At 54.2% G+C, this 22,512-nt stretch carries 26 protein-coding genes; 16 read left to right on the top strand and 10 right to left on the bottom strand.

What is annotated here, in order from left to right; all coding sequences use genetic code 11:
• The first annotated feature begins 73 nt into the window (after positions 1 to 73).
• The 5 genes from HMPREF1207_RS20850 to tatA all read left to right on the top strand — a co-directional run bounded on the left by HMPREF1207_RS20850 (position 74) and on the right by tatA (position 3,079).
• Positions 74 to 781: a DUF4247 domain-containing protein gene (locus HMPREF1207_RS20850; RefSeq protein ID WP_009675008.1), complete on the top strand. Its 708-nt coding sequence runs from the start codon at positions 74 to 76 to the stop codon at positions 779 to 781.
• 199 nt (positions 782 to 980) lie between these two features.
• Positions 981 to 1,397: a DUF2188 domain-containing protein gene (locus tag HMPREF1207_RS20845; protein WP_009674990.1), complete on the top strand. Its 417-nt coding sequence runs from the start codon at positions 981 to 983 to the stop codon at positions 1,395 to 1,397.
• A gap of 159 nt (positions 1,398 to 1,556) precedes the next feature.
• Positions 1,557 to 2,378, top strand: coding sequence for a YitT family protein (locus HMPREF1207_RS20840; protein ID WP_009674995.1), 822 nt, complete (start codon positions 1,557 to 1,559; stop codon positions 2,376 to 2,378).
• A gap of 157 nt (positions 2,379 to 2,535) precedes the next feature.
• A complete protein-coding gene (locus tag HMPREF1207_RS20835; protein WP_009674991.1) occupies positions 2,536 to 2,724 on the top strand; it encodes a hypothetical protein in 189 nt (62 codons plus the stop codon).
• A gap of 133 nt (positions 2,725 to 2,857) precedes the next feature.
• Positions 2,858 to 3,079 (top strand): twin-arginine translocase TatA/TatE family subunit, encoded by a 222-nt coding sequence (gene tatA, locus HMPREF1207_RS20830; RefSeq protein ID WP_009675012.1) that lies wholly within the window; start codon positions 2,858 to 2,860, stop codon positions 3,077 to 3,079.
• 178 nt (positions 3,080 to 3,257) lie between these two features.
• Here the strand turns inward: tatA and HMPREF1207_RS20825 are convergent, their stop codons facing one another.
• The 3 genes from HMPREF1207_RS20825 to HMPREF1207_RS20815 are packed head-to-tail and all read right to left on the bottom strand — an operon-like array spanning position 3,258 to position 4,967.
• On the bottom strand, positions 3,258 to 4,154 hold the full coding sequence (locus HMPREF1207_RS20825; RefSeq protein WP_009674999.1) for an aldo/keto reductase: 897 nt from the start codon (positions 4,152 to 4,154) through the stop codon (positions 3,258 to 3,260).
• A gap of 26 nt (positions 4,155 to 4,180) precedes the next feature.
• On the bottom strand, positions 4,181 to 4,723 hold the full coding sequence (locus tag HMPREF1207_RS20820) for an NADPH-dependent FMN reductase (protein WP_009675009.1): 543 nt from the start codon (positions 4,721 to 4,723) through the stop codon (positions 4,181 to 4,183).
• 19 nt (positions 4,724 to 4,742) lie between these two features.
• A complete protein-coding gene (locus tag HMPREF1207_RS20815) occupies positions 4,743 to 4,967 on the bottom strand; it encodes a DUF3906 family protein (RefSeq protein ID WP_016423954.1) in 225 nt (74 codons plus the stop codon).
• Between the two features lie 155 nt (positions 4,968 to 5,122).
• Between HMPREF1207_RS20815 and HMPREF1207_RS20810 the strand changes: the two genes are divergently transcribed.
• The gene (locus HMPREF1207_RS20810) at positions 5,123 to 6,079 is read left to right on the top strand and encodes a D-2-hydroxyacid dehydrogenase (protein ID WP_009675001.1); all 957 of its coding nucleotides are present in this window, start codon (positions 5,123 to 5,125) and stop codon (positions 6,077 to 6,079) included.
• Positions 6,080 to 6,242: 163 nt separating this feature from the next.
• Here the strand turns inward: HMPREF1207_RS20810 and pfkA are convergent, their stop codons facing one another.
• The 4 genes from pfkA to HMPREF1207_RS20790 form a co-directional block, all read right to left on the bottom strand.
• A complete protein-coding gene (gene pfkA, locus HMPREF1207_RS20805; RefSeq protein WP_009675013.1) occupies positions 6,243 to 7,211 on the bottom strand; it encodes a 6-phosphofructokinase in 969 nt (322 codons plus the stop codon).
• Positions 7,212 to 7,253: 42 nt separating this feature from the next.
• Positions 7,254 to 8,279, bottom strand: a complete 1,026-nt coding sequence (locus HMPREF1207_RS20800) for a tetraprenyl-beta-curcumene synthase family protein (RefSeq protein WP_138918197.1) — start codon at positions 8,277 to 8,279, stop codon at positions 7,254 to 7,256.
• A gap of 37 nt (positions 8,280 to 8,316) precedes the next feature.
• Positions 8,317 to 8,946: a hypothetical protein gene (locus HMPREF1207_RS20795; protein ID WP_009674988.1), complete on the bottom strand. Its 630-nt coding sequence runs from the start codon at positions 8,944 to 8,946 to the stop codon at positions 8,317 to 8,319.
• A 176-nt stretch (positions 8,947 to 9,122) separates the two neighbouring features.
• Positions 9,123 to 9,437: a hypothetical protein gene (locus tag HMPREF1207_RS20790; RefSeq protein ID WP_009674981.1), complete on the bottom strand. Its 315-nt coding sequence runs from the start codon at positions 9,435 to 9,437 to the stop codon at positions 9,123 to 9,125.
• Between the two features lie 422 nt (positions 9,438 to 9,859).
• Here HMPREF1207_RS20790 and HMPREF1207_RS20785 point away from each other — a divergent pair, with 422 nt between their 5' ends.
• The 6 genes from HMPREF1207_RS20785 (at position 9,860) to HMPREF1207_RS20760 (ending at position 16,068) form a co-directional block, all read left to right on the top strand.
• Positions 9,860 to 11,053, top strand: a complete 1,194-nt coding sequence (locus HMPREF1207_RS20785) for an MFS transporter (RefSeq protein ID WP_009675010.1) — start codon at positions 9,860 to 9,862, stop codon at positions 11,051 to 11,053.
• Positions 11,046 to 11,828 (top strand): ABC transporter ATP-binding protein, encoded by a 783-nt coding sequence (locus HMPREF1207_RS20780; RefSeq protein ID WP_009674986.1) that lies wholly within the window; start codon positions 11,046 to 11,048, stop codon positions 11,826 to 11,828. The genes HMPREF1207_RS20785 and HMPREF1207_RS20780 overlap by 8 nt, the downstream gene beginning before the upstream one ends.
• Complete coding sequence (locus tag HMPREF1207_RS20775; RefSeq protein WP_009675023.1) at positions 11,825 to 13,222, top strand: ABC transporter permease; 1,398 nt, start codon at positions 11,825 to 11,827, stop codon at positions 13,220 to 13,222. The genes HMPREF1207_RS20780 and HMPREF1207_RS20775 overlap by 4 nt, the downstream gene beginning before the upstream one ends.
• Positions 13,223 to 13,239: 17 nt before the next feature.
• On the top strand, positions 13,240 to 14,337 hold the full coding sequence (locus tag HMPREF1207_RS20770; RefSeq protein WP_009675005.1) for an efflux RND transporter periplasmic adaptor subunit: 1,098 nt from the start codon (positions 13,240 to 13,242) through the stop codon (positions 14,335 to 14,337).
• A gap of 143 nt (positions 14,338 to 14,480) precedes the next feature.
• On the top strand, positions 14,481 to 15,128 hold the full coding sequence (locus tag HMPREF1207_RS20765) for a nitroreductase family protein (RefSeq protein ID WP_009675022.1): 648 nt from the start codon (positions 14,481 to 14,483) through the stop codon (positions 15,126 to 15,128).
• Between the two features lie 115 nt (positions 15,129 to 15,243).
• Positions 15,244 to 16,068: a GNAT family N-acetyltransferase gene (locus HMPREF1207_RS20760; RefSeq protein WP_009675011.1), complete on the top strand. Its 825-nt coding sequence runs from the start codon at positions 15,244 to 15,246 to the stop codon at positions 16,066 to 16,068.
• A 76-nt stretch (positions 16,069 to 16,144) separates the two neighbouring features.
• Here HMPREF1207_RS20760 and HMPREF1207_RS20755 read toward each other — a convergent pair whose 3' ends face one another.
• A complete protein-coding gene (locus tag HMPREF1207_RS20755; RefSeq protein WP_016423951.1) occupies positions 16,145 to 18,388 on the bottom strand; it encodes an MMPL family transporter in 2,244 nt (747 codons plus the stop codon).
• A 257-nt stretch (positions 18,389 to 18,645) separates the two neighbouring features.
• On the opposite strand from HMPREF1207_RS20755, the gene HMPREF1207_RS20750 reads away from it, so the two are divergent.
• Positions 18,646 to 19,275: a TetR/AcrR family transcriptional regulator gene (locus HMPREF1207_RS20750; protein ID WP_009674984.1), complete on the top strand. Its 630-nt coding sequence runs from the start codon at positions 18,646 to 18,648 to the stop codon at positions 19,273 to 19,275.
• A gap of 111 nt (positions 19,276 to 19,386) precedes the next feature.
• Here the strand turns inward: HMPREF1207_RS20750 and HMPREF1207_RS20745 are convergent, their stop codons facing one another.
• A complete protein-coding gene (locus HMPREF1207_RS20745; RefSeq protein WP_009675016.1) occupies positions 19,387 to 19,584 on the bottom strand; it encodes a cold shock domain-containing protein in 198 nt (65 codons plus the stop codon).
• An 88-nt stretch (positions 19,585 to 19,672) separates the two neighbouring features.
• On the bottom strand, positions 19,673 to 20,389 hold the full coding sequence (locus HMPREF1207_RS20740) for a class I SAM-dependent methyltransferase (protein WP_009674994.1): 717 nt from the start codon (positions 20,387 to 20,389) through the stop codon (positions 19,673 to 19,675).
• A 275-nt stretch (positions 20,390 to 20,664) separates the two neighbouring features.
• On the opposite strand from HMPREF1207_RS20740, the gene HMPREF1207_RS20735 reads away from it, so the two are divergent.
• From HMPREF1207_RS20735 to HMPREF1207_RS20725, 3 genes are all read left to right on the top strand, one after another.
• Positions 20,665 to 20,898: a hypothetical protein gene (locus tag HMPREF1207_RS20735; RefSeq protein ID WP_036740500.1), complete on the top strand. Its 234-nt coding sequence runs from the start codon at positions 20,665 to 20,667 to the stop codon at positions 20,896 to 20,898.
• A gap of 321 nt (positions 20,899 to 21,219) precedes the next feature.
• Complete coding sequence (locus HMPREF1207_RS20730) at positions 21,220 to 22,056, top strand: TerC family protein (RefSeq protein ID WP_009675020.1); 837 nt, start codon at positions 21,220 to 21,222, stop codon at positions 22,054 to 22,056.
• A 159-nt stretch (positions 22,057 to 22,215) separates the two neighbouring features.
• Positions 22,216 to 22,404: a hypothetical protein gene (locus HMPREF1207_RS20725; protein WP_009675025.1), complete on the top strand. Its 189-nt coding sequence runs from the start codon at positions 22,216 to 22,218 to the stop codon at positions 22,402 to 22,404.
• Positions 22,405 to 22,512 lie beyond the last annotated feature (108 nt).

The following is a 22,512-nucleotide window of genomic DNA, read 5'->3' as shown; positions in this document are numbered from 1 at the left end:
GTGCGGCTTCTCCAGTTCAAACGGAGGCTTCTGTTTTTGATTCCCCCTTCAGCCTTCAGGAGGTGCCTTCCGCTTGAACAGATGGACATCATGGATTTCCGGCCTGCTAGTATTTGTTCTGCTCACGGGCTGCGCCCCCAACGCCAGCGATTTCGTCCGGCAAGAGTATAATCTCACCAGCGCCGACGGATCGGGCAGCAATTTATCGAAAGTATACACCGCCGAGAATAAAGACGTACCGGTCGTAGCCAAGGAGCTCGCCGACCGGGAGAAGCCGCGCGAAATCAGCAAGGAATCGCAGGATCAGATGTTTCTGCTCTATCCCGACAAGGTCATCAACCTGCAGCGGGACGATCAAAACCCGGCGAACACCCTGGTCCAGGTGGATACGATCCAATATGCCAGAGAGCATTACTCGCCCTCCTTCCTGCAGACCTTCCTGACCGTAGCCATGCTTCAATCCGTTCTCGGCGGCGGTTTTTTCAACAGCCGCGGGGTCAGCGATTACCGCGGCTACCGCTCTACCCCGACCTACCGGGGGACGCCAGGGGGTTACTCGCCCGGCACGGGTACGGGTTCGACCAAGCCGCCCGTAACGTCGGACCGCGAAGGTTCGTTCCGGACTCCGGGCAGCCCGTCCGGCACTACCGGCGGGATCGGGGCCGGAACGGGAGCCGGCGACCGCCGCAGCGAGATCACCAATCCCGGGCGAACAAAGCGCGGGATCGGGACAAAACCCGGAACAAGCGGACGTTCCGGATCGTTCAAAAGGCGGCGGTAAGCCGGTTGCCGGCGGCCGCCCCCTTTCCTTGCAGTACGAGCCGGTACCCGCGCTATGCCGGGAACTGGCGAGCCGTGCGGCCGTTCGTTGAACGGCCGCACGGCTTTTTACATAGGCCGCTCCTGCTTAATTCTTCCGCGTTTCGGGTAAAAGAACAACGAACGAGCAGCAGAACCGTAACCCGGAAGGAGGAACGATCATGCCTTGGACCAAGAACGACTATCCGCCCTCAATGAAAAATTTGCCCGAGCGGGTCCGCAATAAAGCCGTTGAAATCGCCAACGCCCTGCTGGACGACGGATACGAGGAAGGCCGCGCGATCGCGATTGCTACCGCCAAAGCGGAGGAATGGGAAGAAAATCATCCCGATCACCGGAGCGGCGGCAAAAGCGGTACGGAACGCCGGGCTTCTTCCTCTCCCTCCTCACCGCTCCATGTCGTACCGGACGGCGACGGCTGGGCCGTTAAAGCCGAGGGAGAAGATAAACCTCGTTATGAAGCGGACACGAAAAGCGATGCGGTCAAAAAAGCCGACGAGCTTGCTTCAGACGCCAACACGAGAGCCGTCATCCACCGGAAGGACGGCACCGTTCAGAACTCGCACAATTACTCTTAACCCCACAAACGGACCGGCTGAAAGTAACCTGAGCGGCAGAATGACAGGTTTATTTTCGAAAAGGTCCGTTTTTTTTATTGTCCTCCGGTCAATTCCTCTTGATGTTTATCCCGGATGAGTGGTACTTTTAATCTGCATACTACTTCTTGAGGTGATCGTGTGGACAAAAAAGCGATTTCCATCGCGGTTGTAATACTCGGCGCGGCACTCGTCGCGTTCGGCTTTAACATGTTTCTTATTCCGCACGAACTCCTAAGCGGCGGAGTATCCGGTATTGCGATGGTAATCGGATACTTGACGAACATGAATATTTCCATTTTATACTTCGTCCTGAACCTGCCTTTGATCATCTGGGGGCTTGTCATTATCGGACGCCGGTTCATCATTATCAGCGTCGGCTCCGTTATCGCCACAACCTGGTTCATGCAGATCATACCGGTCCGTGAGCTTGTGCAGGAGCCTATACTCGGAGCCGTATTCGGCGGCGTGCTTGTGGGAATCGGCGCCGGCATCACGATGCGGGCGGGCGGCTCCACGGGCGGGTTCGACATCGTGGGGTCCATTCTGACGCGCAAGCGCGATTTTCCTCTCGGCCAGATGCTGTTCGCTTTGAACGGCGGCGTTATTTTTCTGCTCGGTTATTTTAAAAACAACTGGGACCTCGCCCTCTTTTCGATGCTGTCCATTTATATTGCCGGCAAGGTGATCGATACGATTCATATCCGTCATATCAAAGTGACCGCCTTCATCGTGACGAAGCAGAGGGAGGCGCTTCTGGAGAAGCTTCTCGTGATTCCGCGCGGGGTGACCGTTATCCGTACGGAAGGAGCTTATACGAATCAGGAGCAGAGTCTGCTGATGACGGTAACGACGCGTTACGAACTGGTCGGCCTGCAGAAAATCATTAAAGAAACCGATCCTAAAGCGTTCGTGAACGTGGTCGAAACGGTCGGTGTCTTCGGTGAATTCCGCCGTCAATAGCACCGGATTTAATCGGGAGTCCTCCACGATGTGCCAATGCAACCCGCCGCTCTTTATGGTATAATGAAAGAAGGCTTCAGCTTGGCTTCATTTTCGGTTTACGAGTAATATTTCCGCTTAGCTTTCTCATCAAAACCGGATAGGAAGGATGATGGAAATGGAAACCGTAAAACTGTCTCATATCGTGAAGACTTACACCCCTGAGCTTTATACGTTTTTAACGCGTACGGAACTCAATTCCGAAATCGTCCTCGTGAACGGAATACAGTCCCTCGATCAGGAAGATGTAATTGAAATTGTACAGTTTAGCATAAACGAGAACCGCAAAGACGCCTTCCTCCAGTAGGAGGGCGTCTTTTTTACAGCTATGTTCACAAAAAAGTAGCAAATGAACTGGATTGGTGTCCCATTACATGGTATGATAAGGTCACGATTGAATAGCCTGGTTGCATGCCGGCATCGAATTGGAGGTACATGTAATGAATTTTTTCTCTCCATGGCATTTACTGCTCGTTGTTCTAGTTGCTTTACTGCTATTCGGACCAAGCAAACTGCCTGAACTGGGACGCGGCTTCGGACGTATGTTTAGAGAATTCAAAGACGCGACTAACGGTCTCGTTTCCGACGAATCGAACCAAGCGGCTCCGGCGCGTAAAGAAGTCAACACTAATTCTTCCGTTGAAGAAGAAGCGCGGAAATAATTTCATACGCCCCTTTATACACAGAAGACTCCGCGTGATGCATGCAGGGTCTTTTTTATTTGAACATAAGCTGTAAAATAAAAAACAGACCGGCGAGAGAGTTCTCTGGCCGGTCTGTTCTGTTTTGCGAAAAGCTCTTGCGGATTGAACCATCCGGACGAAGCACGCCGGATCTGTTTCAGCGCAATCCCGGCCAGTTCCCCCGGGACGCTTGCTGCCAGCGCCCTCTGATTTCGGCAATCGCTTCAATCGGCAGCGGTCCCCGGGAGAGGAATGCCGCATTCTCTTCCCAGCGTCCCGGACGCGTCGTTCCCACGATGGCCGTATGGACACCGGGCACCGACAGGGTGAACCGGAGCGCATAAGCGATGGCTTCCGGTACGGATTCGTTCAGAAAATGGTACCGCAGCTGCTTCAAGCGCTCCCAATACTCGTGGTGGTAGCTGTCGGCAGGCTTCTCTCCCGTCCGCCAGGCGGCGTTAGCAAGGGGCCTCTTCGCGATGACGCCCATCCCCCGCTGCCGGGCTTCGGGAATCGTCAGCTCGATCGCCTCCTGATCGGCTATGCTGAGCGACGTCTGAAGCGTGTCGAACACCCCCGTCCGGACCGCGTACAGGGCGGCTTGCCCGTCTCCGCTGCATCCGATGAAGCGGGTTTTGCCCTGCTTCTTGAACTTCTCAAGAAGCCCGATCACTTCCCCCCGGCGCAAAATCTCCTCCGGGCAGCTGTGCAGTTGAAGCAAATCCACATAGTCGGTTTTCAGACGTTTCAGGCTGCGGTCGATGCTTTTCTCAAGCATCCCCAAATCCCAGTCTTCTTCTTGAAAACCGGCGCCGTGGCCGATTTTGGTAAACAGGCTGAATTCCGCCCGGCGGTGCGAGACGGCTTTTCCGATTAATTCTTCGGAATTTTTGTAACATTCTCCGGTATCGATAACGGTAAGTCCCGCGTCCAGCGCTCGGCCCAGCAGATTTTCCACCGTTCCCGGGTCAATGCCCTGGTAGCCGATTTCGGCGCCTCCGAATCCAAGCGGGCTTACCTGCAGGCCTGTCCGGCCCAAAATCCTCTTTTCCATCCCGATGCCTGACTCTCCTTTCAACCTTAAACGGATTTACGGAAAGTCTCTGTCATCGACAGGAAGTAAGTGACCGTTCTAAGAATACGCTCGCGGATTTGAAGCGTTTCCGGCTCGCCCTGTTCGTTAAATGTCCGGCCTGCGCCCCCGATGGAAATCCATTCCGGGCAGTTAACGCCGTGAAGGTTGCGGACAACCGTCTGAAGCTGCTGCAGCGAGCTGACTCCGACAGCCCCGCCCGCGGAACTCATCGACAGCACGACTTTGCCGTCCACGTACTGGGCGTCCATGTGATCGAGCGCGTTTTTCAGTACGCCGCTCATGGCGCCATGGTATTCCGGCGTAGCCAGAACGATGCCGTCCGCCTCCATGACCGTTTTTTTCATATGGATCAGATTCTCGTCCTCGACTACGCTCGGATCCGGGCTGTAGAGCGGGACAGGCTGTTTGTACAGGTCGACCAGGGTCACTTCCGCCCCCTTTTCCGTCAATACTTGTCCGACATAGGCGCTTAAAAGGGTTGTGCTTGCCCCTTCGCGGTTGCTTCCGCTAATAATTACGATTTTCATTCTTCCGTTTCCCCTTTTCTTAAACCGGACTCTCGACGGCGGATTCGATTACGTACCCCGCGCCGTTTCCGACCCGTTTTTTCTCAATGATCGTCGTTTGCACGACTTCAGGCGCCACTGTGAAATGGCGGACAAGATGACCTTCTACCGCATCGAACGCCTTAGCGTCCGTTTCGGCCACAACAATCAGATAAGCCAGACTTTCTTTAAGCTCCAGCTCTACTTTGTATAAGAACACATTCATACCCTCCTTCTCCCACCGATATACTCGGCATCTCTGTAAGATTCCCTTTATGTTACCAAATTGTCAAGGATTTGCCTAGATGATCCTTGGCTGCTCGCGCTTGTTTTCTTTCTCTCCCTCTTTTGTTTAATATATAGAAAAAGGAGCTGACCCCTATGCTGAATATAACGGCCTTGACGAAAATGGACTTGACGTATTTGCAGGATCATCTGCCTGAAGATTTAAAAAACGCCGTCTCTCTGCAGCAGTTTCCGACTGCCGAAGAAGCGGGAGACCGGCTCGCTTCCACGGACATTCTTCTTACTTCCGGAGCGTTTCAAGACGACTGGCTCCCTCTGCTGCCCAAGCTGCGCTGGTTTCAAAGCCTTTCGGCCGGTGTCGACAAGCTGCCTCTCCGCCAATTGGACGCGAAAGGCATCCAGGTAACCAACATGAGCGGTGTCCACTCCATCCAAATGAGTGAATATGCGCTGTCCGTCATGCTGGACTTCGTCCGCCGTACACATACGCTTATGGAGAGCCAGAGCCGCAAAGAATGGAATCACCGGATTCGTACCGCAGAGCTTCACGGCCAGACGCTCGGCCTTATCGGCACGGGAGCGATAGGTTCGGAAGTAGCCCGGAAGGCGAAGGCGTTCGATATGAAGGTGGTCGGCTACAGCCGTTCCGGCCGGGACAGGGAACATTTCGACGACATGCGAAAAGGAAAGAGCGGCCTTCACTCTCTCCTGCGCGAATCCGATTTTGTCGTCGTGATCGTCCCCGCCACGCGCGAGACGGAAAATCTGATCCGGGCCGAAGAGCTGGCCCTCATGAAGCCGTCGGCGTTTCTCGTCAATATGGCCCGCGGCAGCGTGATCGACGAAACGGCTCTGATCGAGGCGCTGCGGAAAGGCAGCCTTGCCGGTGCGGCGCTGGACGTATTCCGGGAAGAGCCGCTTCCTGCGGATTCCCCCCTCTGGGGAATGGAGCAGGCTGCCCTTACGCCTCATATCGCGGGAAATACGCCGAAATATGTAGAGCGGTGTGCGGAAATTTTATTTCCGAATATCCGCCGTTTTATCGAAAATCAACCGCTGATCAACCGGATCGATCCGGACCACGGTTATTAATAAGCGCCGCTTTGCGCCGGGTCTGCTGTCGGATAGGACGGGACTCGGTGCGGCCGTATCTATCACAAAAGCCTTCCTCCTCCATATGCCCGCTGAGGCCGTGGAGAAGGAAGGCTTTTGTGTACTGGCTAGTTCCGGCGTACCGGTCACCTGCCTCGCAGGATTACTGCGACAAGCGAAGCGCAAGGTTATACAATTCCATGTTGAACGGACGCTTCGTGTTCACGACAAGATCGATATCCGTCGCAACGAGTTCACCTTTGATCACGCCGCAGGATTTGCCGGAGTCGCCCTCGATGAGTCTGCGCACTGCGAAGTCTCCAAGGCGGCTTGCCAGAATGCGGTCCGTATGAGTCGGCGTTCCGCCGCGCTGAATATGGCCGAGAACGGTCACGCGGGCATCGATTCCGTTATGCTCCATGATCTGGCGGGCGATATCGTCCCCTTTGCCGGCGCCTTCCGCAACGAGAATAATGCTGTGACGCTTGCCATGGGCAAAGTTGTCGCTCATCCGTTTCGCGATTTCCTGGCAGTCGTGGGGAACTTCCGGCACGAGGATTGTCTCGGCGCCGCTCGCGAGTCCCGCGTACAGGGCGATTTCGCCGCAGTGACGGCCCATCACTTCGACCACCGAGGAGCGCTCATGCGAAGTCATCGTATCGCGGAGCTTGTTAATCGCGTCCACGACGATGCTGACAGCCGTGTCGAATCCGATGGTGAAATCGGTGAAGGCAATGTCGTTGTCAATGGTGCCGGGAAGACCCATGGTCTTGATTCCGAGCTTGCTCAGCTTGTTAGCCCCTTGATAAGAGCCGTCTCCGCCGATAACGATCAGGCCGTCAATGCCTCTGTTGCGGAGATTCTCCGCTCCGAGCTGCTGGCCTTCCGGCGTCGTGAATTCTTTGGAGCGGGCCGTCTGCAGGATCGTTCCTCCGCGCTGGATAATATCTCCTACGCTTCTTAGATCCATTTCCGTAATATCGTTATTAATCAGCCCCTGGTACCCGCGTTGGACACCGAATACCTTCACACCGTGATAAAGTGCGCTGCGCACAACGGCGCGTACGGCTGCGTTCATCCCTTGGGAGTCGCCGCCGCTCGTAAGAACTGCGATGGATTTTACTGCTGTCATTAAAGTTCCTCCTTGCTTATCTATGAGCAATATAATGAGAGATCAGGACGTTTTGCGGATCACAAGACTGTTTATCCAGAAAAACAAACGGCTGATCGTACTGTCTTTCATAAGATTACGGGATATTTGCCGGACAACCGGCTGGTCTTTCACTTTGGGGTCGGACAAATAAAGGGCAAGCAGCCCTTCAATAACCATGCGGTGGAAAGCGGCGTCTTCCAGTTTCGAAGTGCCTTCCTTGGCCTGTTCGGCCACATAAGCGATCCGCCGGATCGTTTCATCCATATCCGCGTAGTAAAAACAAAAATTCAAATCTCCGCCGACACGGTCTTCTTCCTGGTCGATGAGATAATCCAGCAAAATATGAAGCCCGCATACGTAAGGGAAATAGGCGCTTTTAATCCCCTCCACCCGACGACGGTCCAAATTGCGGTCCGAAGCCGCCGCGAACAGCATGAACATGCCGAGCGTCGAGCCGGTTGCCGCCGAAAATTCGTTCCAAGTCAAATCGGGGTAGTTCGCGCTATGTTCCGCCCACCAGTCCAGCAGGGCTTGTTCGCGAAGTTCCGGGCGAATATGTTTGTACACCTGCAAATCACAATACAGCCCCACAAGCGAGCGGACCGCATCGGCCGCCAGCCCATACGAAGGAAGCTCGGCAATGCTTTTCTGGCAGGTCTGTACGAGTTTGACCAGATAGCCGTTGTCTTCTTTCTCAAGACGATAGGCGTAATAATCGTGAAGGGGAGCCGCCGGGTCGACCGCGTCCAACATGGATTGATGCAGCATCCGGAAATCCTGCGGGTCCAGTGAAGTGCTGCGGTCGCACAGATTGTCCAAGTAGTCGCTGATGGTCTGGAACGCGACAATCAGCGAAATGAGCACCTGCCTCATCGGTAAATTGATTACCGCATAAATGGCGCCGCCCTGACAGTGAAACTGTTTGGATGTCATGCTGGCAATCGCCTGCGTCCGCAGCTCCTCGTCCGGAATCCGCTCCGCTTCGCGGCGCCAGCCCTCCAATTCCCGTTTAACGCCCGGAAGCACATATTTGTATACCCGGTACATTAGGCCCAGAGGCCCCCGGGGAACGTTTAAAGATGGTTTATTCGGCAAGTTCAACGAGTTCTCCTCCATAACACTGGCGATAGCAGTAGGCAAGCAGCAGTTTGAACTCCAGGTATTGGATATGGGTGAGCCAAGCTTCAATGTCCGGATTTTGCAGCAGGGTTACCTGAAGCTCGACGGCATCCGCAAATACGGAGGAATTCCACTCTGGAGAAGTAACGAGAACGTCAATCTTCGCTTTCATCGCTTCATGCTCTATCGCCCGGAGCCCCGGCTGGCGGTCCAGAAAGGACCGGACCTCGTTGACCAGGTCGGTATGGATCGGATGGTTGCCCGCGTCCTGCAGCCAATACTTCGCATTGCTGTAGTCGCCTTCCATCCGGTGCATCAGCCCGTGCCAATAGCTTCCGGTTTCATTTGTAATGGACTGGGAAATTTCATGACTGTTGTCAAGACTCTCATTTAACAGATAGAGTCCCGATTTTAGCGCCAGTGCATAAGGTTCTTTATCTGGATTGTCTCCGCTTAATGCGGAAACCTGAAGTTTGTCGATCCGGACATCGATCAGCGAATCCCATTCTTCGATCGGATACAGCGAAGGCTGCCTTCCGAGCAAAGGCTTGACGATCAGTCTGATCCAAGACGGTTTCTCATTTTCTGTTGGCACCTCGAGCACTCCTTCCTGCGGCTCAGACCTGGCGCTTCAGATCCAATCTCAATTTTTCTTTCTATCTTACCAGAATTGCGGAGCTTTTACACCTTGTCTCCTCCGGCAGTTCTGCCGCAGGAAGAATACGTGCGTATCCGCGCAGAGAGAGAATCACCGGAAGGAACCCTCTGCCGTTAACCGTGTATCTTGCCTTCCACTTCCTGATTCGTCCGGAACCAGAGATGAAGGTCGTTGATGGCGCTGGCCAGATCGGCAATCTGCGAATTAAGCGCGCAGGAAGCCGGAAAATCGTCTTCGACGTTTAACTTGTTCTGCTTGGCGATAATCTGTCCTTCAAGCTGCTTGATCCGGTCCGGGATCGTCCCGCGTATTTGTTCCCATTGAAACAGAATGGACTCTCTTTCCCTTAGAGAGTACTCTTCCCACTCCTTATCGAACTCGGGGACCGGGATTCCCAATCGCTCGTCAAAAATAAAACGGCAGGTCACAAGGCACCCCCTTCAGCTTAATCCGGCGCGATGTCTAACAATCTTATCTTCTAATGTATCACGAGGCGCCGTAACCTTTCCACTACAAGTTAACGGTAACTTGCACCCTGCCGTTACCCGCATCCTACTCCATCCCAATTATACCGGGATATGACTTTTGTCATGGTTTCGGAGCGTCCATACAGGTCCTTAAGGCTATCGGACGGTCCATAACGCCACTGTGCCGGGATATGGCACCGGATTTGTTCATATAGGAGCAACCGGGATAAGCAGCCGCCCCTATTCTCCAAACGACTGCCGATAGCGGTGAAATGCTCAATTGCGCCACCGCCTGCGGCCTCCGTATACTGGATGGAAAGAATAGGGGACGCCCTTACGGCGTCCTCCGTTTTTTTACAGAACAACGAAGACAGGTGGTCGCCTTGAAAAAACAAAATGATTTCGTCTTGCGGGGATTTACGTTTTCCTATTATATGATGATGGCCATTATCGCCTCATTTTTCCCTCTTTACTTCGATTCGCGCGGCTATTCCAAAGCCGAAATCGGACTGCTGTACTCCATCGGGCCGATGGTCAGCATCTTTGCCAACCTCGCCTGGGGATTCGCGAGCGACCGGCTGCAGAAGATCAAGCCGATTATGATCACCTTGTATGTCGGACAGCTCGTTTTTGTCGTCTCCATGTTCGGAACCGATTCCTTTACCGTGCTTTACGCCTTGATGGCCGGGTTTTACTTCTTCCAGCAGCCCGCCCAATCCCTGAACGATAGCCAGCTCCTGCTGCATGCCAGCCAGACGGGAAAGAGCTATTCCTCCTTCCGGATATTCGGCTCCATCGGCTTTGCTTTCTCGGCGCTTTTTTTCGGGCTCCTTATAAAAGAAACTAATATCGGCCTTACTTCGTCTATTAGTATAGCGGTTATTGTCATCGGGCTGATTTTCACTTTCGGCCTGGTCGATACACGGGTTGCTTACAGCAAAATGGACTTTAAGGGCATGGGAAAAGTGATCGGCTCCCCCCGGCTGCTGATCTTCCTCCTGCTCGTCCTTATCATGTCGATTTCGCACCGGATCAATGACGGCTTTCTGGCTCTGCATCTGCGCGAGCTGGGGGCCTCGGACATGACGGTCGGTACGGCGATGATGCTTTCGTCGCTAAGCGAAATTCCGGTGTTTTTTCTGCTGGGCAAATACGGGAACCGCTACAAAGAGCTGCCGCTTCTGGCCATTGCCGGATTGATGTACGCCATCCGCTTCCTGATCGTCAGCCTGTCGGATCAAACCGGCTGGGTTCTGTTCGCGCAGACTATGCACAGCGTGACCTTCGGCATTTTCTTCGTCACGGCTCTGCGCTACCTCGCCCAGATCATTCCGGATGAGTACAGGGCGTCCGGCCAGGCTATTTTCGCCGTTACGTGGTCCGGCCTTGCCGGGATCATCAGCGGAAGATTCGGCGGCCTGATCTATGCGGATTACGGAAGCACGGTCCTCTACGGAATCGGATCGGGGCTTGCCGTTGCGGCTGCGGCCGGTTTCCTCGTATTCCATGCCCGTCTGAACGCGCTGGAAGCCAGATTAACTGCTATTTCAACGAAAAAGGAGGATTCGCATGCTTGAGGTAAGCGGGCTTTCGCATACCTTTCTAAGCGGTACGGAACAGTCCCAGGTGTTGAAAGACATCAATTTTACCGTGAACAAAGGAGAAATCGTAGCCCTGCTCGGAAGCTCCGGCTCCGGTAAATCCACGCTGCTCAACCTGATGGCCGGACTGATGAAGCCGACGGAGGGCAGCATTCTGATCGACGGACAGCCGATCGAGCGCATGAGCGAAAACAAGCTCGCCGAATTCCGGCGCCATCATATCGGATTTATTTTTCAATCCTATGAGCTCATCTCGCATTTAACCGTCCGGGAGAACGTCGAGCTTCCGCTCGTCTTTCAAAGCGTCAAGCCCAGCGAACGGCGCGAGCGGGCCATGAGTCTGCTTACGCAGGTCGGATTGGCGGAGAAGACGGAACTCTTCCCCTCCCAACTGTCCGGCGGACAACAGCAGCGCGTCTCGATCGCGCGTTCGCTGATCACCCGTCCTCCCGTCGTCTTCGCGGACGAACCTACGGGGAATCTGGACACTAAGACCGAGAAGGAGATCATCGACCTGCTGCTCGAATTGAACCGCACGCTTCAGCTTACGTTCATCATCGTGACGCATGAACGCGAAGTGGCGGCCAGAACGCAGCGGGTCATTCAGCTGAAAGACGGACGGCTCGCCGAAGACAGCGATTACCTGCACGGCGAGGATGAGACGGCGGCGGCCTTGGCCGATGAAGCTCCTCCGGCAATCGCGCCGGATCCCCCCCTCCATGCCGGACAAGCCGGAGGTGAGCGGCCATGAAGATGCGCGATTACATGGGGCTCGGCTGGGATCAGCTCAAACGCCGGAAAGTCGTCACCGCTCTATGCGCGCTCGGGATTTCCATCGGGTCCGCCGCTATCGTTGTCGCCCTGGCCGTTGGGGAATCCGCTTCTCACTACAGCGAGCAACAGATGAAAGCGTACCTGAAAACCGATGAGATTACGATCCGCAACGACCAGAGCCAGGACCAGGGGTCAGAGGGCTCCGCATCGGACAAATCCGGCTCCGCTGCCGGTTCCATTACAAATCAGAAGCTCGATCTGATCCGAACGCTGCCGCACGTCAAAGCCGTCGCCAGCTTTCAGCAGGTCGGTCACTTCTTCTTTAAGCTCGACGACGGCAAAATCGGCAGTTTCGAGCTGGTCGCTACAGATCTGGATACGCTCGAAAAGTTCGGGCACGAGTTCCAGCAGGGCGGCCCTTCCGATATCGAAAACACGATTATTCTGAACCCCGGTGCCACCATGGGTCTTCTCGACGAGGAAACCATGAAGAACCGGGATCGTCAAATGCGGGCGAACCAGAACGATCCGACCCTCTGGGAAACGTTCCGGGAATTCGATAAAATCCCGACATCGCTTTATCAGAAGAAGATTACGCTGACGCTGGAACACCCAAGCGCTTCGAAAGGCAAAGCGCAGGCGCAAATCCCCGTACGGGTCGCCGGCGTCCTAAAAAAAGGGGAAAGTGTGCCCAGCAACATGGTTATGTATGACAAAAAGGGATACATTTCCCACGCTCTTGCCAAACAAATCCGCGAAGCCATTAAAGCTTCGGCACCGCCGGACAGCGAAACCGCCAAGCGGATGGGAGCGGGCGAATCCTACTCGGAGGTACTGGTTAAAGTCGAGAACTCGAGCCATATCGAAACCGTCGACAAGCAGATTCAGAAGCTTCGTCTGAATACCCAGAACAACCTTCATCAGGAAGAGAGAATGCAGGGAGAATTCGTCATCATCCGGGTCGTCTTTCTCGGCGTCGGACTGTTCGTCCTGTTCATCGCCTCCATTTCCATTGTGGTCGCCATGACGATGTCCACCTACCAGAGACGACGCCAAATCGGCATCATGAAGGTGCTTGGAGCGAATCTGAGGCAAATCCGCAACATGTTCATCGTAGAGTCGGCGCTCTTGGGGCTGCTGGGCGGAATTCTCGGCATTCTGCTGTCCTACTGGGTCGTCTGGGGTATTAACGCTCTAACCTTCATGATGGGCAAAAATTCTGCGGGCGAAGACTCCCAAATCTTGTTTATATCCACCTGGATTCTTCCCGTCGGTCTCTTCTTTGCCATCATGACAGGGGTTCTCTCAGGTATCTATCCCGCTGTGAAAGCGTCCAAAACCGACGCCCTGACAGCTATCAAACGCGAATAGGAGTGAAAACGGTAACGATGAAGAAAAAAATTTGGGCACTGGCGGCGGCGGTTGTCGTCATAGGAATCAGCGCGTTTTTATACATAAAAAGCCATCCTCAAACAGGTCCTAATCCCGCCGATATGGCGATGAACAATCCCCTTTCTTTCAAAGTGACCCGCGAAGAGCTGGTCGGCTCCATTGAAGTGAAAGGCAAATCATCTTATGAAAAAGAGACCTGGGTACACGCCCCGTTCAGCGGGGATATCGTGAAGTGGAACGTAACCGAAGGCGCTCAAGTGAAAAAGGGCGACTCTCTTTTCGTCCTCGACAGTGCGGCCATCGATGCCGAAGTCGTTCAGATGCAGGCCAATCTGAAAAAACAGGACCTGGAAGCGCAGCTCGCCAAATTCCAGGAACGTTCCGCCCAAGCTCCGGCAGGTTCCGGCGAATCCGGCGACGGCATGTCGGAATCGGACGCCAAGAAACGCTATGTCGATGCCGAAAGCGCCAAAGTCCAGGCCCAGCTCAATACCATGAACCGCGAGACGGCCCAGAACCAGCTGGGAGAAAAACAGAAAATGCTCGCCAAAGCGAATTTTAAAGCACCGGAAAGCGGCATTTTTCTTTTCGAGGATTCTTCCAAAATTCCGCAGGCCCTTCAGGCCAATAACCGGATCGGCAAAATTGTCGATTTGTCCAAGCTTGAGCTGCTCTGCTATGTGGGAGAATTCGATGTTTTTCAAATCAAGCCGGATATGCCGGTCCAAGTCAAGATCAATGCTCTTGCCGACGTTCCGCTGAAAGGCAAAGTCAAACAAGTGTCCAAATTCGCCAAATCGGGAACGGAAGCGGCCACCTCCGCCACAGCCCAGTTTGAAGTCATCGTCTCTTTGGAACCCAACGACAGGCTCATTGCCGGACTCAGTTTAACGGGCACCATTGAAACGGCCCGCAAGGCCGACGCTCTTGTCGTTCCTACCCTTGCCGTACAGCGTGATAAAGACAAGCATTTCGTCATGCTTGAAACACCGGGCGGCGTGGAGCGCAAAGAAATTACAATCGGCATGGAAACCGCCGATAAAACCGAAGTGGTCAGCGGCTTGAACGAAGGAGATACCGTCGTCCTCCAGTAACCATTCCGGGCGGAAAGGACCGCTTGTCCGTCATCGGCTTTCCCTATGCAAACTGCCGGATTTGGACTATAATTAGGAGAAGATATTAGTACCAAGTCTTAAGGACAGTATCCAGGAACCAGCGGAAAGTAGGGACTGTACGCATGAACTATGAAGATTTCAAATCCGTCGTGCTCGAAAGACGGAGCGTCCGGAAATTCACGGAAGACCCTGTCTCGGTTGAAGACGTACGCGAACTGATTGACTGCGCCAGATACGCACCGAGCGATACAAACTCACAAACATGGAAATTTATTGCCGTCATGAACGGCGACCTCATCAAAACGATCGAAGACGTTACGTGGGAAGAACTTCACAAAAGGGCGGCCGATGCCGAAGAACGCGGCTTATCCCGTGAAGGCCGCCTTCTCGTCAAGTCTTTCGGACCGTATGCGACCGCGTTCTCAGGCGCGCCCGTGCTGATTATTTGCCTGGCCACCCCTTACGAGTCCAAATTTCGTGAGCGCATTTTCGACCCGATCAAGCTTGTGGAAAACTCCGTCTGGGATGAAGAAGGCATCAAGAGCTCCTGCCTCGCCGCCCAGAACCTGATGCTTGCCGCCCATGCGCGGGGCTTGGCGACTTGTCCCATGACCGGACCGGTCCTCCTTGCCCAGCACAGACTCCGCGAGCTTCTCCCGATTCCGGAAGAAGCGCAGGTCAACATGGTCATCGCCCTCGGTCATCCGCAGGAGCGTCCGGGCAAGCTGGCCCGTAAAGAAGTGGATGAGATACTCGAAATCATCAACTGACCGAACCAAACGCAGGTAAACTTTCAAAGCCTCCCCTTTCCAAGCCGGAAACCGGGAGGCTTTCTTTTCACGTTTTCTTTTTATGTTCACCCCGTAATGAACTTCAGGAGGCGGTATGATGGCACAATTACCCGTACTTACACAAGAACTTGTAAAGCGCCTGGAGCAGGCGGAAACGGCTTTCTGGACTTCACGCATAGAAGCCATCGGCAGCCGCGAAGGCAACCCGATGGGCGTTCATACGGCGCGGTTCGGTCATACAAGCGCGGTTTGCACGGAACATATGCCATGGCCCTTGTTCAACACCGTCAGGGGCCTGGGTTCCGGTGATGTCGGAGAACTCGGGGCGATTCTCCGTTTTTACGCGGAATACGGCCGTTCCTGCACGTTCGAGCTCACTCCCGGCAAAGCGGACAAGTCCGTTACATACGCGCTGGCACGACAAGGCTTTTATCAGGAAAGCTTTCACGCTTATATGTACGGCCTGCCGGAACCTATCGCTCCCGTGCTTCCGCCTCACATCCGGATTGAGCCGATCACGTCGACAGACCGGTTCGACCTATACGGGGAACTGCACTGCGTGGGAACAGGGATGGATATTAGCGCAAAGCAGCATTTCATCGACAACAACATCGTTCTGCTTAACCGGCCGGGATGGCATATGTATGTGGGCTATGTAAACGACGAGCCGGCCGGAGTCAGTGTGATGCACATCGACGGCGACATCGCTTCTTTCACGCTGGCCGCGACGATGCCGGAGCACAGGGGCCGCGGCCTGCACACCGCTATGCTGCAGGTACGCATGCACGAGGCGGCCAAACGAGGCTGCCGGCTAGTGGCCGCACAGGCCGCCTTCGGCAGCGTGAGCCAGAACAACATGGAGCGCGCCGGCATGAGGCTCGCTTATACGCGCGCCGTCTGGAGCGCTTTGGGCGAGTAGCCCGACGCGGCGGCCCTGGCGCGGTACACAAAAAAGGAGAGCGGAACGGCTAATGCCGCTGCTCTCCTTTTTTGCTTCAAATGCCCGGCCGCGATGCGCTCCGCTCGTCCGCCGGTGTTCCCGGCTTGCCCGGCCAGAAGGCCGCTCTGCCGAGCAGAAGCGTGATCGTCGGCACAAGGAACGGACGGACGACGAACGTGTCCAGCAGAACGCCGACTGCACAGATCACGCCGAACTGCACGAGCACCTGAATCGGCAGCACGGACAGTACCGCAAACGTGCCTGCCAGAATCAGTCCGGCCGAAGTGATCACGCTGCTCGTCGAGCTCACGCCAAGCCGGATCGCTTCTTTCAGCTTGTGCGTTTTGCTTGCTTTCCATATCCCCGACACCATGAAAATATTGTAATCTTCGCCCAAAGCGACCAGGAACACGAACGCGTAAAGCGGAATCAGCCCCTGAATCGCTTCGGTTCCGAAGAACGTGTGCAAAATAAGCCAGCCGGCTCCAAGAGCCGAGAAGTAAGACAGCAGAACGGTGGCCATCAGATAGACCATCGCAACGAGCGAACGGAGATAGACGAGAAGCAGCAGCGCGATGATCCCGATTACAATCGGGATGACCACCTTCGTGTCCTTGCTCGTCACTTTCTCGGTGTCGTACTGCTCGGCGGTTTGTCCCGAAACCCTCACATGGGAGCCGGCGTTCGCAACTCCCGCATCTTGAAGGGAAGCTTCCGCCGCCGCATACAGATCCGGAATATGATGAATCGATTCCAGCTCGAACGGATCATCCTTGAACAGCACATCGTAGGCTACGATGTCGGGATTCGTTTTCCCTTTTACAGGTTCCGAGACGGAGTCCACAAAAGAGAGTGCCTTCAGTCTGGCTCCAGCGTCCACCTTATTCCCTTCCGTGTCCACCATCACTTTGGCCGGAGCCAGAGTCCCCGGAGAATAGTGTTCCGAAAGAAGAGTAAACCCTTCTCTGGACGGCATCGTTTCCGGAAAAGAGGAAAGCAGATTAAAGGTATATTTGATCTGCGACGAAACCCCCGCCAGCGCAATCAGCACAACAAGGCTTACGACCAGAATCGTCTTCGGCTTTTCCGTCACCATCCGCCCCAAAGTTTCGCTCATGCGACCGACGGCCCGCTGTCCGCGGACGGGTTTTCCCCGCTTCGCTTCCTTCACGGCTCTCTGTTCCGGCGTAAGCGGAGCAAACGGATAGAAAGACTTACGTCCCAGAATGCCCAGAATCGCCGGCACAAGCGTTACGCTCGCTGCGGCCATGATAAACACGGCCAGAGAGAACGGGATGGCAAAGCGGTGGTTGGCCCCGTATTTGGCGAAAAGCAGCGCCAGCATCGAAACGATAACCGTCAGCCCGCTCATCCCGATCGCACCGCCCGAACCGAGCAGCGCTTCTTTCACGGCAAGATGCTTATTCTCGTGCTCCAGAAGCGCCGTCCGGTACCGGGTTGCAAAAAACAGGCAATAGTCCGTCCCCGCCCCGAAAAGCAGCACCGTCATAATAGAAATAGACTGCGCATCCACCACGATCCAGCCAAGCTGCGCCAGCTTTCCGAGTATCGGCGAAATAACGCCGTAAGCGAAGGCCACCCCGACAAGCGGCACAATCGCCATAACGGGCGACCGGTAAAGCAGAATCAGCAGCACGAGCACGAGAATGACCGTCGCCATCAGCAGCGAGAAATCCGCTCCTTTGAACAAATCGTTCGCATCCATGGAAATTCCGACTGGACCGGTAATACGCGCGATCAGGCCTTCCCCTTTCAGGTCTTTAACCGCAAAAGGATCGCTTCCCGTCACGGCGGCGGATATCTCCTTGAGCTTTGCCGCGCTCTCCTTGAGCACCTTGGTTTCCGTTTTTTCTTTAAACGAGACCGGCAGCACGATGGTGGTCCCGTCTTTGCTCACGGACTGCTTCAGGGCCGGTAAAGGCAGCTTGTCAAAAGGAGCTACCGAAGCCTGCTCCGGAAGCGGCGTTTCCGTCAGCCGACCCGCTATTTTCTGCAGGGCGCCAAGATCTCCTTCGGTCAGTCCGGCCTGCCGGTAAAAGACCACCAGCGCCGGGACCCCGCCGCTTGCGGGAAACTGCTCTTTCTCGAGCGCCGCGGCCTGCACGGAGAGCGAATCCGCGGGAAGCTGGTCCGCCGCGTTATTTTCCTGACTGTTGACGCCCGGCCACAGAGCGCTGAGCAGAACGGTCAGCACGATCCAGACTGCTACCGTAACCCATTTGCTTCTGGGACCCGCAACACGGGAAAGCATTCCCTCCATAAAGGACGATGATTTCATTGAGACGTTCTCTCCTTTTATCCGGATAGTAAAGCTGTATGTGCCTCTATAGACGTTAAACATTCATTTTCGTTATAATTATATATACTGGTCAGTTAATTAATCAACCAGAAATTTTCCGTTTAATTTTTTCCTGCCTGTTTTTTGGAGTTGCGAGTCCCCTACCACGAGCGCTTTAAGAAAGGTCGGGTTCCGGTTTGTGGTATACTACTCTTTAATGAGCTTCTCAGATTCCCGTTTTGAAAGGAACACTGCCTATGTCATCCACTTCCCGAAAATCTCCCGGAAGGCCCCGTTCCAGCGAGCAGGCGGCCCCCGTTTCCGACCGGATTCTCCAGATAGCCATGCACGAATTTATCCGCAGCGGATATGATGCCGTTTCCATGGACGATATAGCGAAAGCGAGCGGCGTCACCAAAGCGTCGGTCTATTATTATTTTCCGTCCAAAGCCGTGCTGCTCACCGAATCGACGATCCGGCTTATGAATGTGGTGCGAGCGGCCACGCTGAAAATTCTCCAGAAGCCCCTTCCTCTCCGGGAACGGCTGCTGGAAGTCACTTACAATCACCTTCAAGCCACGACAAGCTTCGATTTCGAGGGCTTTATGAACAAAATCGAAACCGTCCTCACTCCCGAGCAGACGGAAAATATGCGAAAAGCGGAGCATCAGCTTCTGGAAGCATTGGCCGACGCGTTCGCCGAAGCTTCGGACAAGGGCGAAATTCGCACCGCGGATTGCTGGCTCGCGGCACGTTCTTACATGGCCCTGCTTATGATCGGACACAGCAAACAGCCCGACGGGACGTTTACCTACCCCGACAAGCGGCTCGCCGCCGACAAAATCGTCAGCATGCTCTGGGACGGAATCGGAAACAGTCATCCATGAGCAGGTTAGGTACAAATTCAGACCGCAAAAAAGACAGTTCCCAATCTTTCGATCGGGAGCTGTCTTGGTTTGCTATGACACTATTTATAAGAAGGTGGTTATCCCTGGATCTTATAACTTGGTGACGTTAGCTGCTTGAGGACCGCGGTTACCATCCGTGATCTCGAATTCTACTTCTTGGCCTTCGTCAAGAGTTTTGAATCCATCGCCTTGAATAGCGGAAAAATGAACGAATACGTCTTCGCCGCCTTCTACTTGGATGAAGCCATAGCCCTTCTCTGCGTTAAACCATTTAACTGTACCTTTCAAGTGAACAACCTCCTAAATGTATCGCCATCTATGGCGAATATGGATATTATATCATCCTTTGTCTGCCAGTTCAACTGCCAGAAAGGGGTCAATCCGCAACTTTATGCAAAGTCAAGTAGTCCCTCGAACCCGGGATAAAAGCGAGCCGCGTCGGCCTATATGCGGCGCTGACGCCCTCTCCGGCGAGCTCTGCCAGCAGCTCGGGAAGCTGTGGATACACCTCTCCGCCGAATGTCAGCAGCGGATAAATCCGCACTTCTCCGCCCGGTTTACAAACCCTCAGCAGTTCTCTCATCGCCTGGAGGTGAAATTCGGGACTGAACTGCTCTCCGTACAGAAACAGGAAGTGGCTGCACAGCACAAGATCGAACTCGCCTTCCGAATGCGGAAGCTCCGGCAGCGAAGCCGCCGTGTATCTCTCTTCGCGGGAAGCGGGATTCGCATAATCGGCGGCGAAATCCGCGAATGATTGTTTGCGCAGCTCCTTCAGGAGCACGGGCTCCCCGTAGAAATCCCAATTGTACATATGCCTTCTCTCCGTCAGCTTGGCAATAAACCGGTCGATCTCCTCCAGACCCAGCCCTTCGATTTCCGAAGGCCCCATCGCATACAGGGGATCTGCCGCGCTGGCCTTGATTTCCCTGCGGGAAGCCTCGGCCGTAAATGCCGAAGCGCCGGCGCCGGTATCCAGCACGCGCTTGCCGCGCAGCTGTTCCGGCTCTAAATCAAACATCCGGACGTATTCCTCGAAATTGCGGCATGTCATAGCGACACCCGTCTGCTCATAAAAGCGTTTTGTCTCCATCTCAACTGCACTCTCCTCTTCTCGGCTCATCTCAACTAAACTGATTTTCCGTCCCTGCGGACGGGACTTTACGGATAAGTGACGGCGGCGCTCTATCTGCCTCATCCAACTTTTCCCATAAAGATTGAATGTATTGTACCACCTCCGCCCGGTTCAAGCTAGTGAAATTTTTAATCCCTTATGCTAAAGTAAGATGCAAGCGGTTGGGGCATTCTTACCTTTATATTCGTCCCTCATCCTTCAAACCAGATTAAAGGAGAATTCTCATGTCACACGTGATAAAAAAACATGTCATCTTCAAAAGAGACAAATGGAATATGGTTACGGTTGAAGTGAACGGTTCCCGGCTTGTCGCCAGGGAAATTTCGGATCAATGGGGCGAAGATACCCATACTTTTCTCAGCCGGCCGGCTTTGATGCATTGGGCTCAGGAAAGATTCCCGCGGGATTCGTTCGAAGGAACCGACGAAGAATATGACGCCATGATGGAAGCTTTCCGCAACGTCTGAAACAGGCGAACAAATGTCTTGACGTATTTGCGACACGCGCGGTATACTGAGCTCAGAAAACTAAATGTACGGGACAGTCAAAGGGGAGTAGCTTCTACAGTAAAGTCGTCAGTTCGGGTTGGACAACAGCCCCGGCTTTATTGGCAACGAAAGTTGTTAGCAAGACCTTTGCCAGCACGCTGGTAAAGGTCTTTTCTTCTTCGCTGGAGAAAAATGCCTTTACCGGATAATTCGGTAAGGCATTTTTTTGTAGGCTGCCGCCGAATTAGAAGTCCCTGACTTGCAAACCCTATTTTAAGATGAAGGAGTGAACTCACTATCATGGACTGGTTCTCAACAGCATCCTTGCTTACCTTGCTCAACATCATCATCATCGATCTCGTGTTAGCGGGAGACAACGCCATCGTCATCGGGATGGCTGCCAAAAACGTACCCAAGAACCTGCAGAAGCGGGTCATCCTTTGGGGGACTGCAGGTGCGGTCGGTATCCGCGTAGTCGCGACCGTTCTCGTTGTGTATCTACTTCAAATTCCCGGCCTGCTCTTCGTAGGCGGACTGCTGCTGGTCTGGATCGCGCTCAAGCTTCTCACGGATAAAAGCGATCATGACAATATCGCGGCTAAAAATACGGTCGGAGCCGCGATCACTACCATTATCGCGGCCGACGCGGCAATGGGCATCGACAACGTGATTGCGATTGCCGGTGCGGCTCACGGCCATATCGGCCTTGTCATTATCGGACTGCTGGTCAGCGTTCCGATCGTCGTCTGGGGAAGCACCATTTTCATTAAGGTCGTCGACCGGTTTCCGATTGTCATGTACATTGGTTCCGGGGTGCTCGCCTATACCGCAGCCAAAATGCTGACGGAAGAAAAATTCATTATGCACGATTATTTCTCCGCTAACCCGCTTGTAAAATGGCTCTTTATCGCCGTCGTTATCGTCGGGGTACTCGTGACCGGTTATGTCGTGAAAATGTCCGGTTATTCCGTTAAAATCAACGACCGCGGCCAGCTCACCCTTCCCAAGCATGTGGGCCACGAAGCCAACATCGCGCCGGAAGACCGGTTCACCGTACAGTCGGACCCGAGCGGCCGACTCGTCTTCGTCAAGGTCGGACCGGACAAGGATCCGAAATCCGTTAAATCCGCCGGCTGACGACCGGCTCCGTATACCGAGTAACTACCGAACCCGCCCCTTTCCGCTGAAAGGCCGGCGGGTTTTGCGCGCTAGCCGGAAAAGAGGGAAATCGCCCGCATGAGGCGAAGTTGTATGGCATACTAGTTAAAATGCTTAATGGCAAGAGGTGAACGTATTTTGGGGATTTCCAATGATGTACTGCTCTTTATCATCGCGGGCTTCGCTTTCGCGCTGCTTGTGCTTTATTCGCGCAACCGCATACCGGAGCAGCTGCGCAGGCCGATGGCCATTTTCGCGCTGATCCTGGTGGTCTGTTCTTTTTCGCTGGTGGTCGTATCTCTGTTTAAATTAGGAATGGCGGGGTAAAACGCGGGCGAATTTACTTCCCAAACGCATTCCCCTATAATGATAATTAATCTTCCGATCGGTCATACTAGACGGGATTCCCGAAAAGTCAACTGGGAAAATCCGTCT

It is taken from the genome of Paenibacillus sp. HGH0039, assembly GCF_000411255.1.
GTDB lineage: Bacteria > Bacillota > Bacilli > Paenibacillales > NBRC-103111 > Paenibacillus_F.
This window is presented reverse-complemented; position numbering and strand designations above follow the sequence as displayed.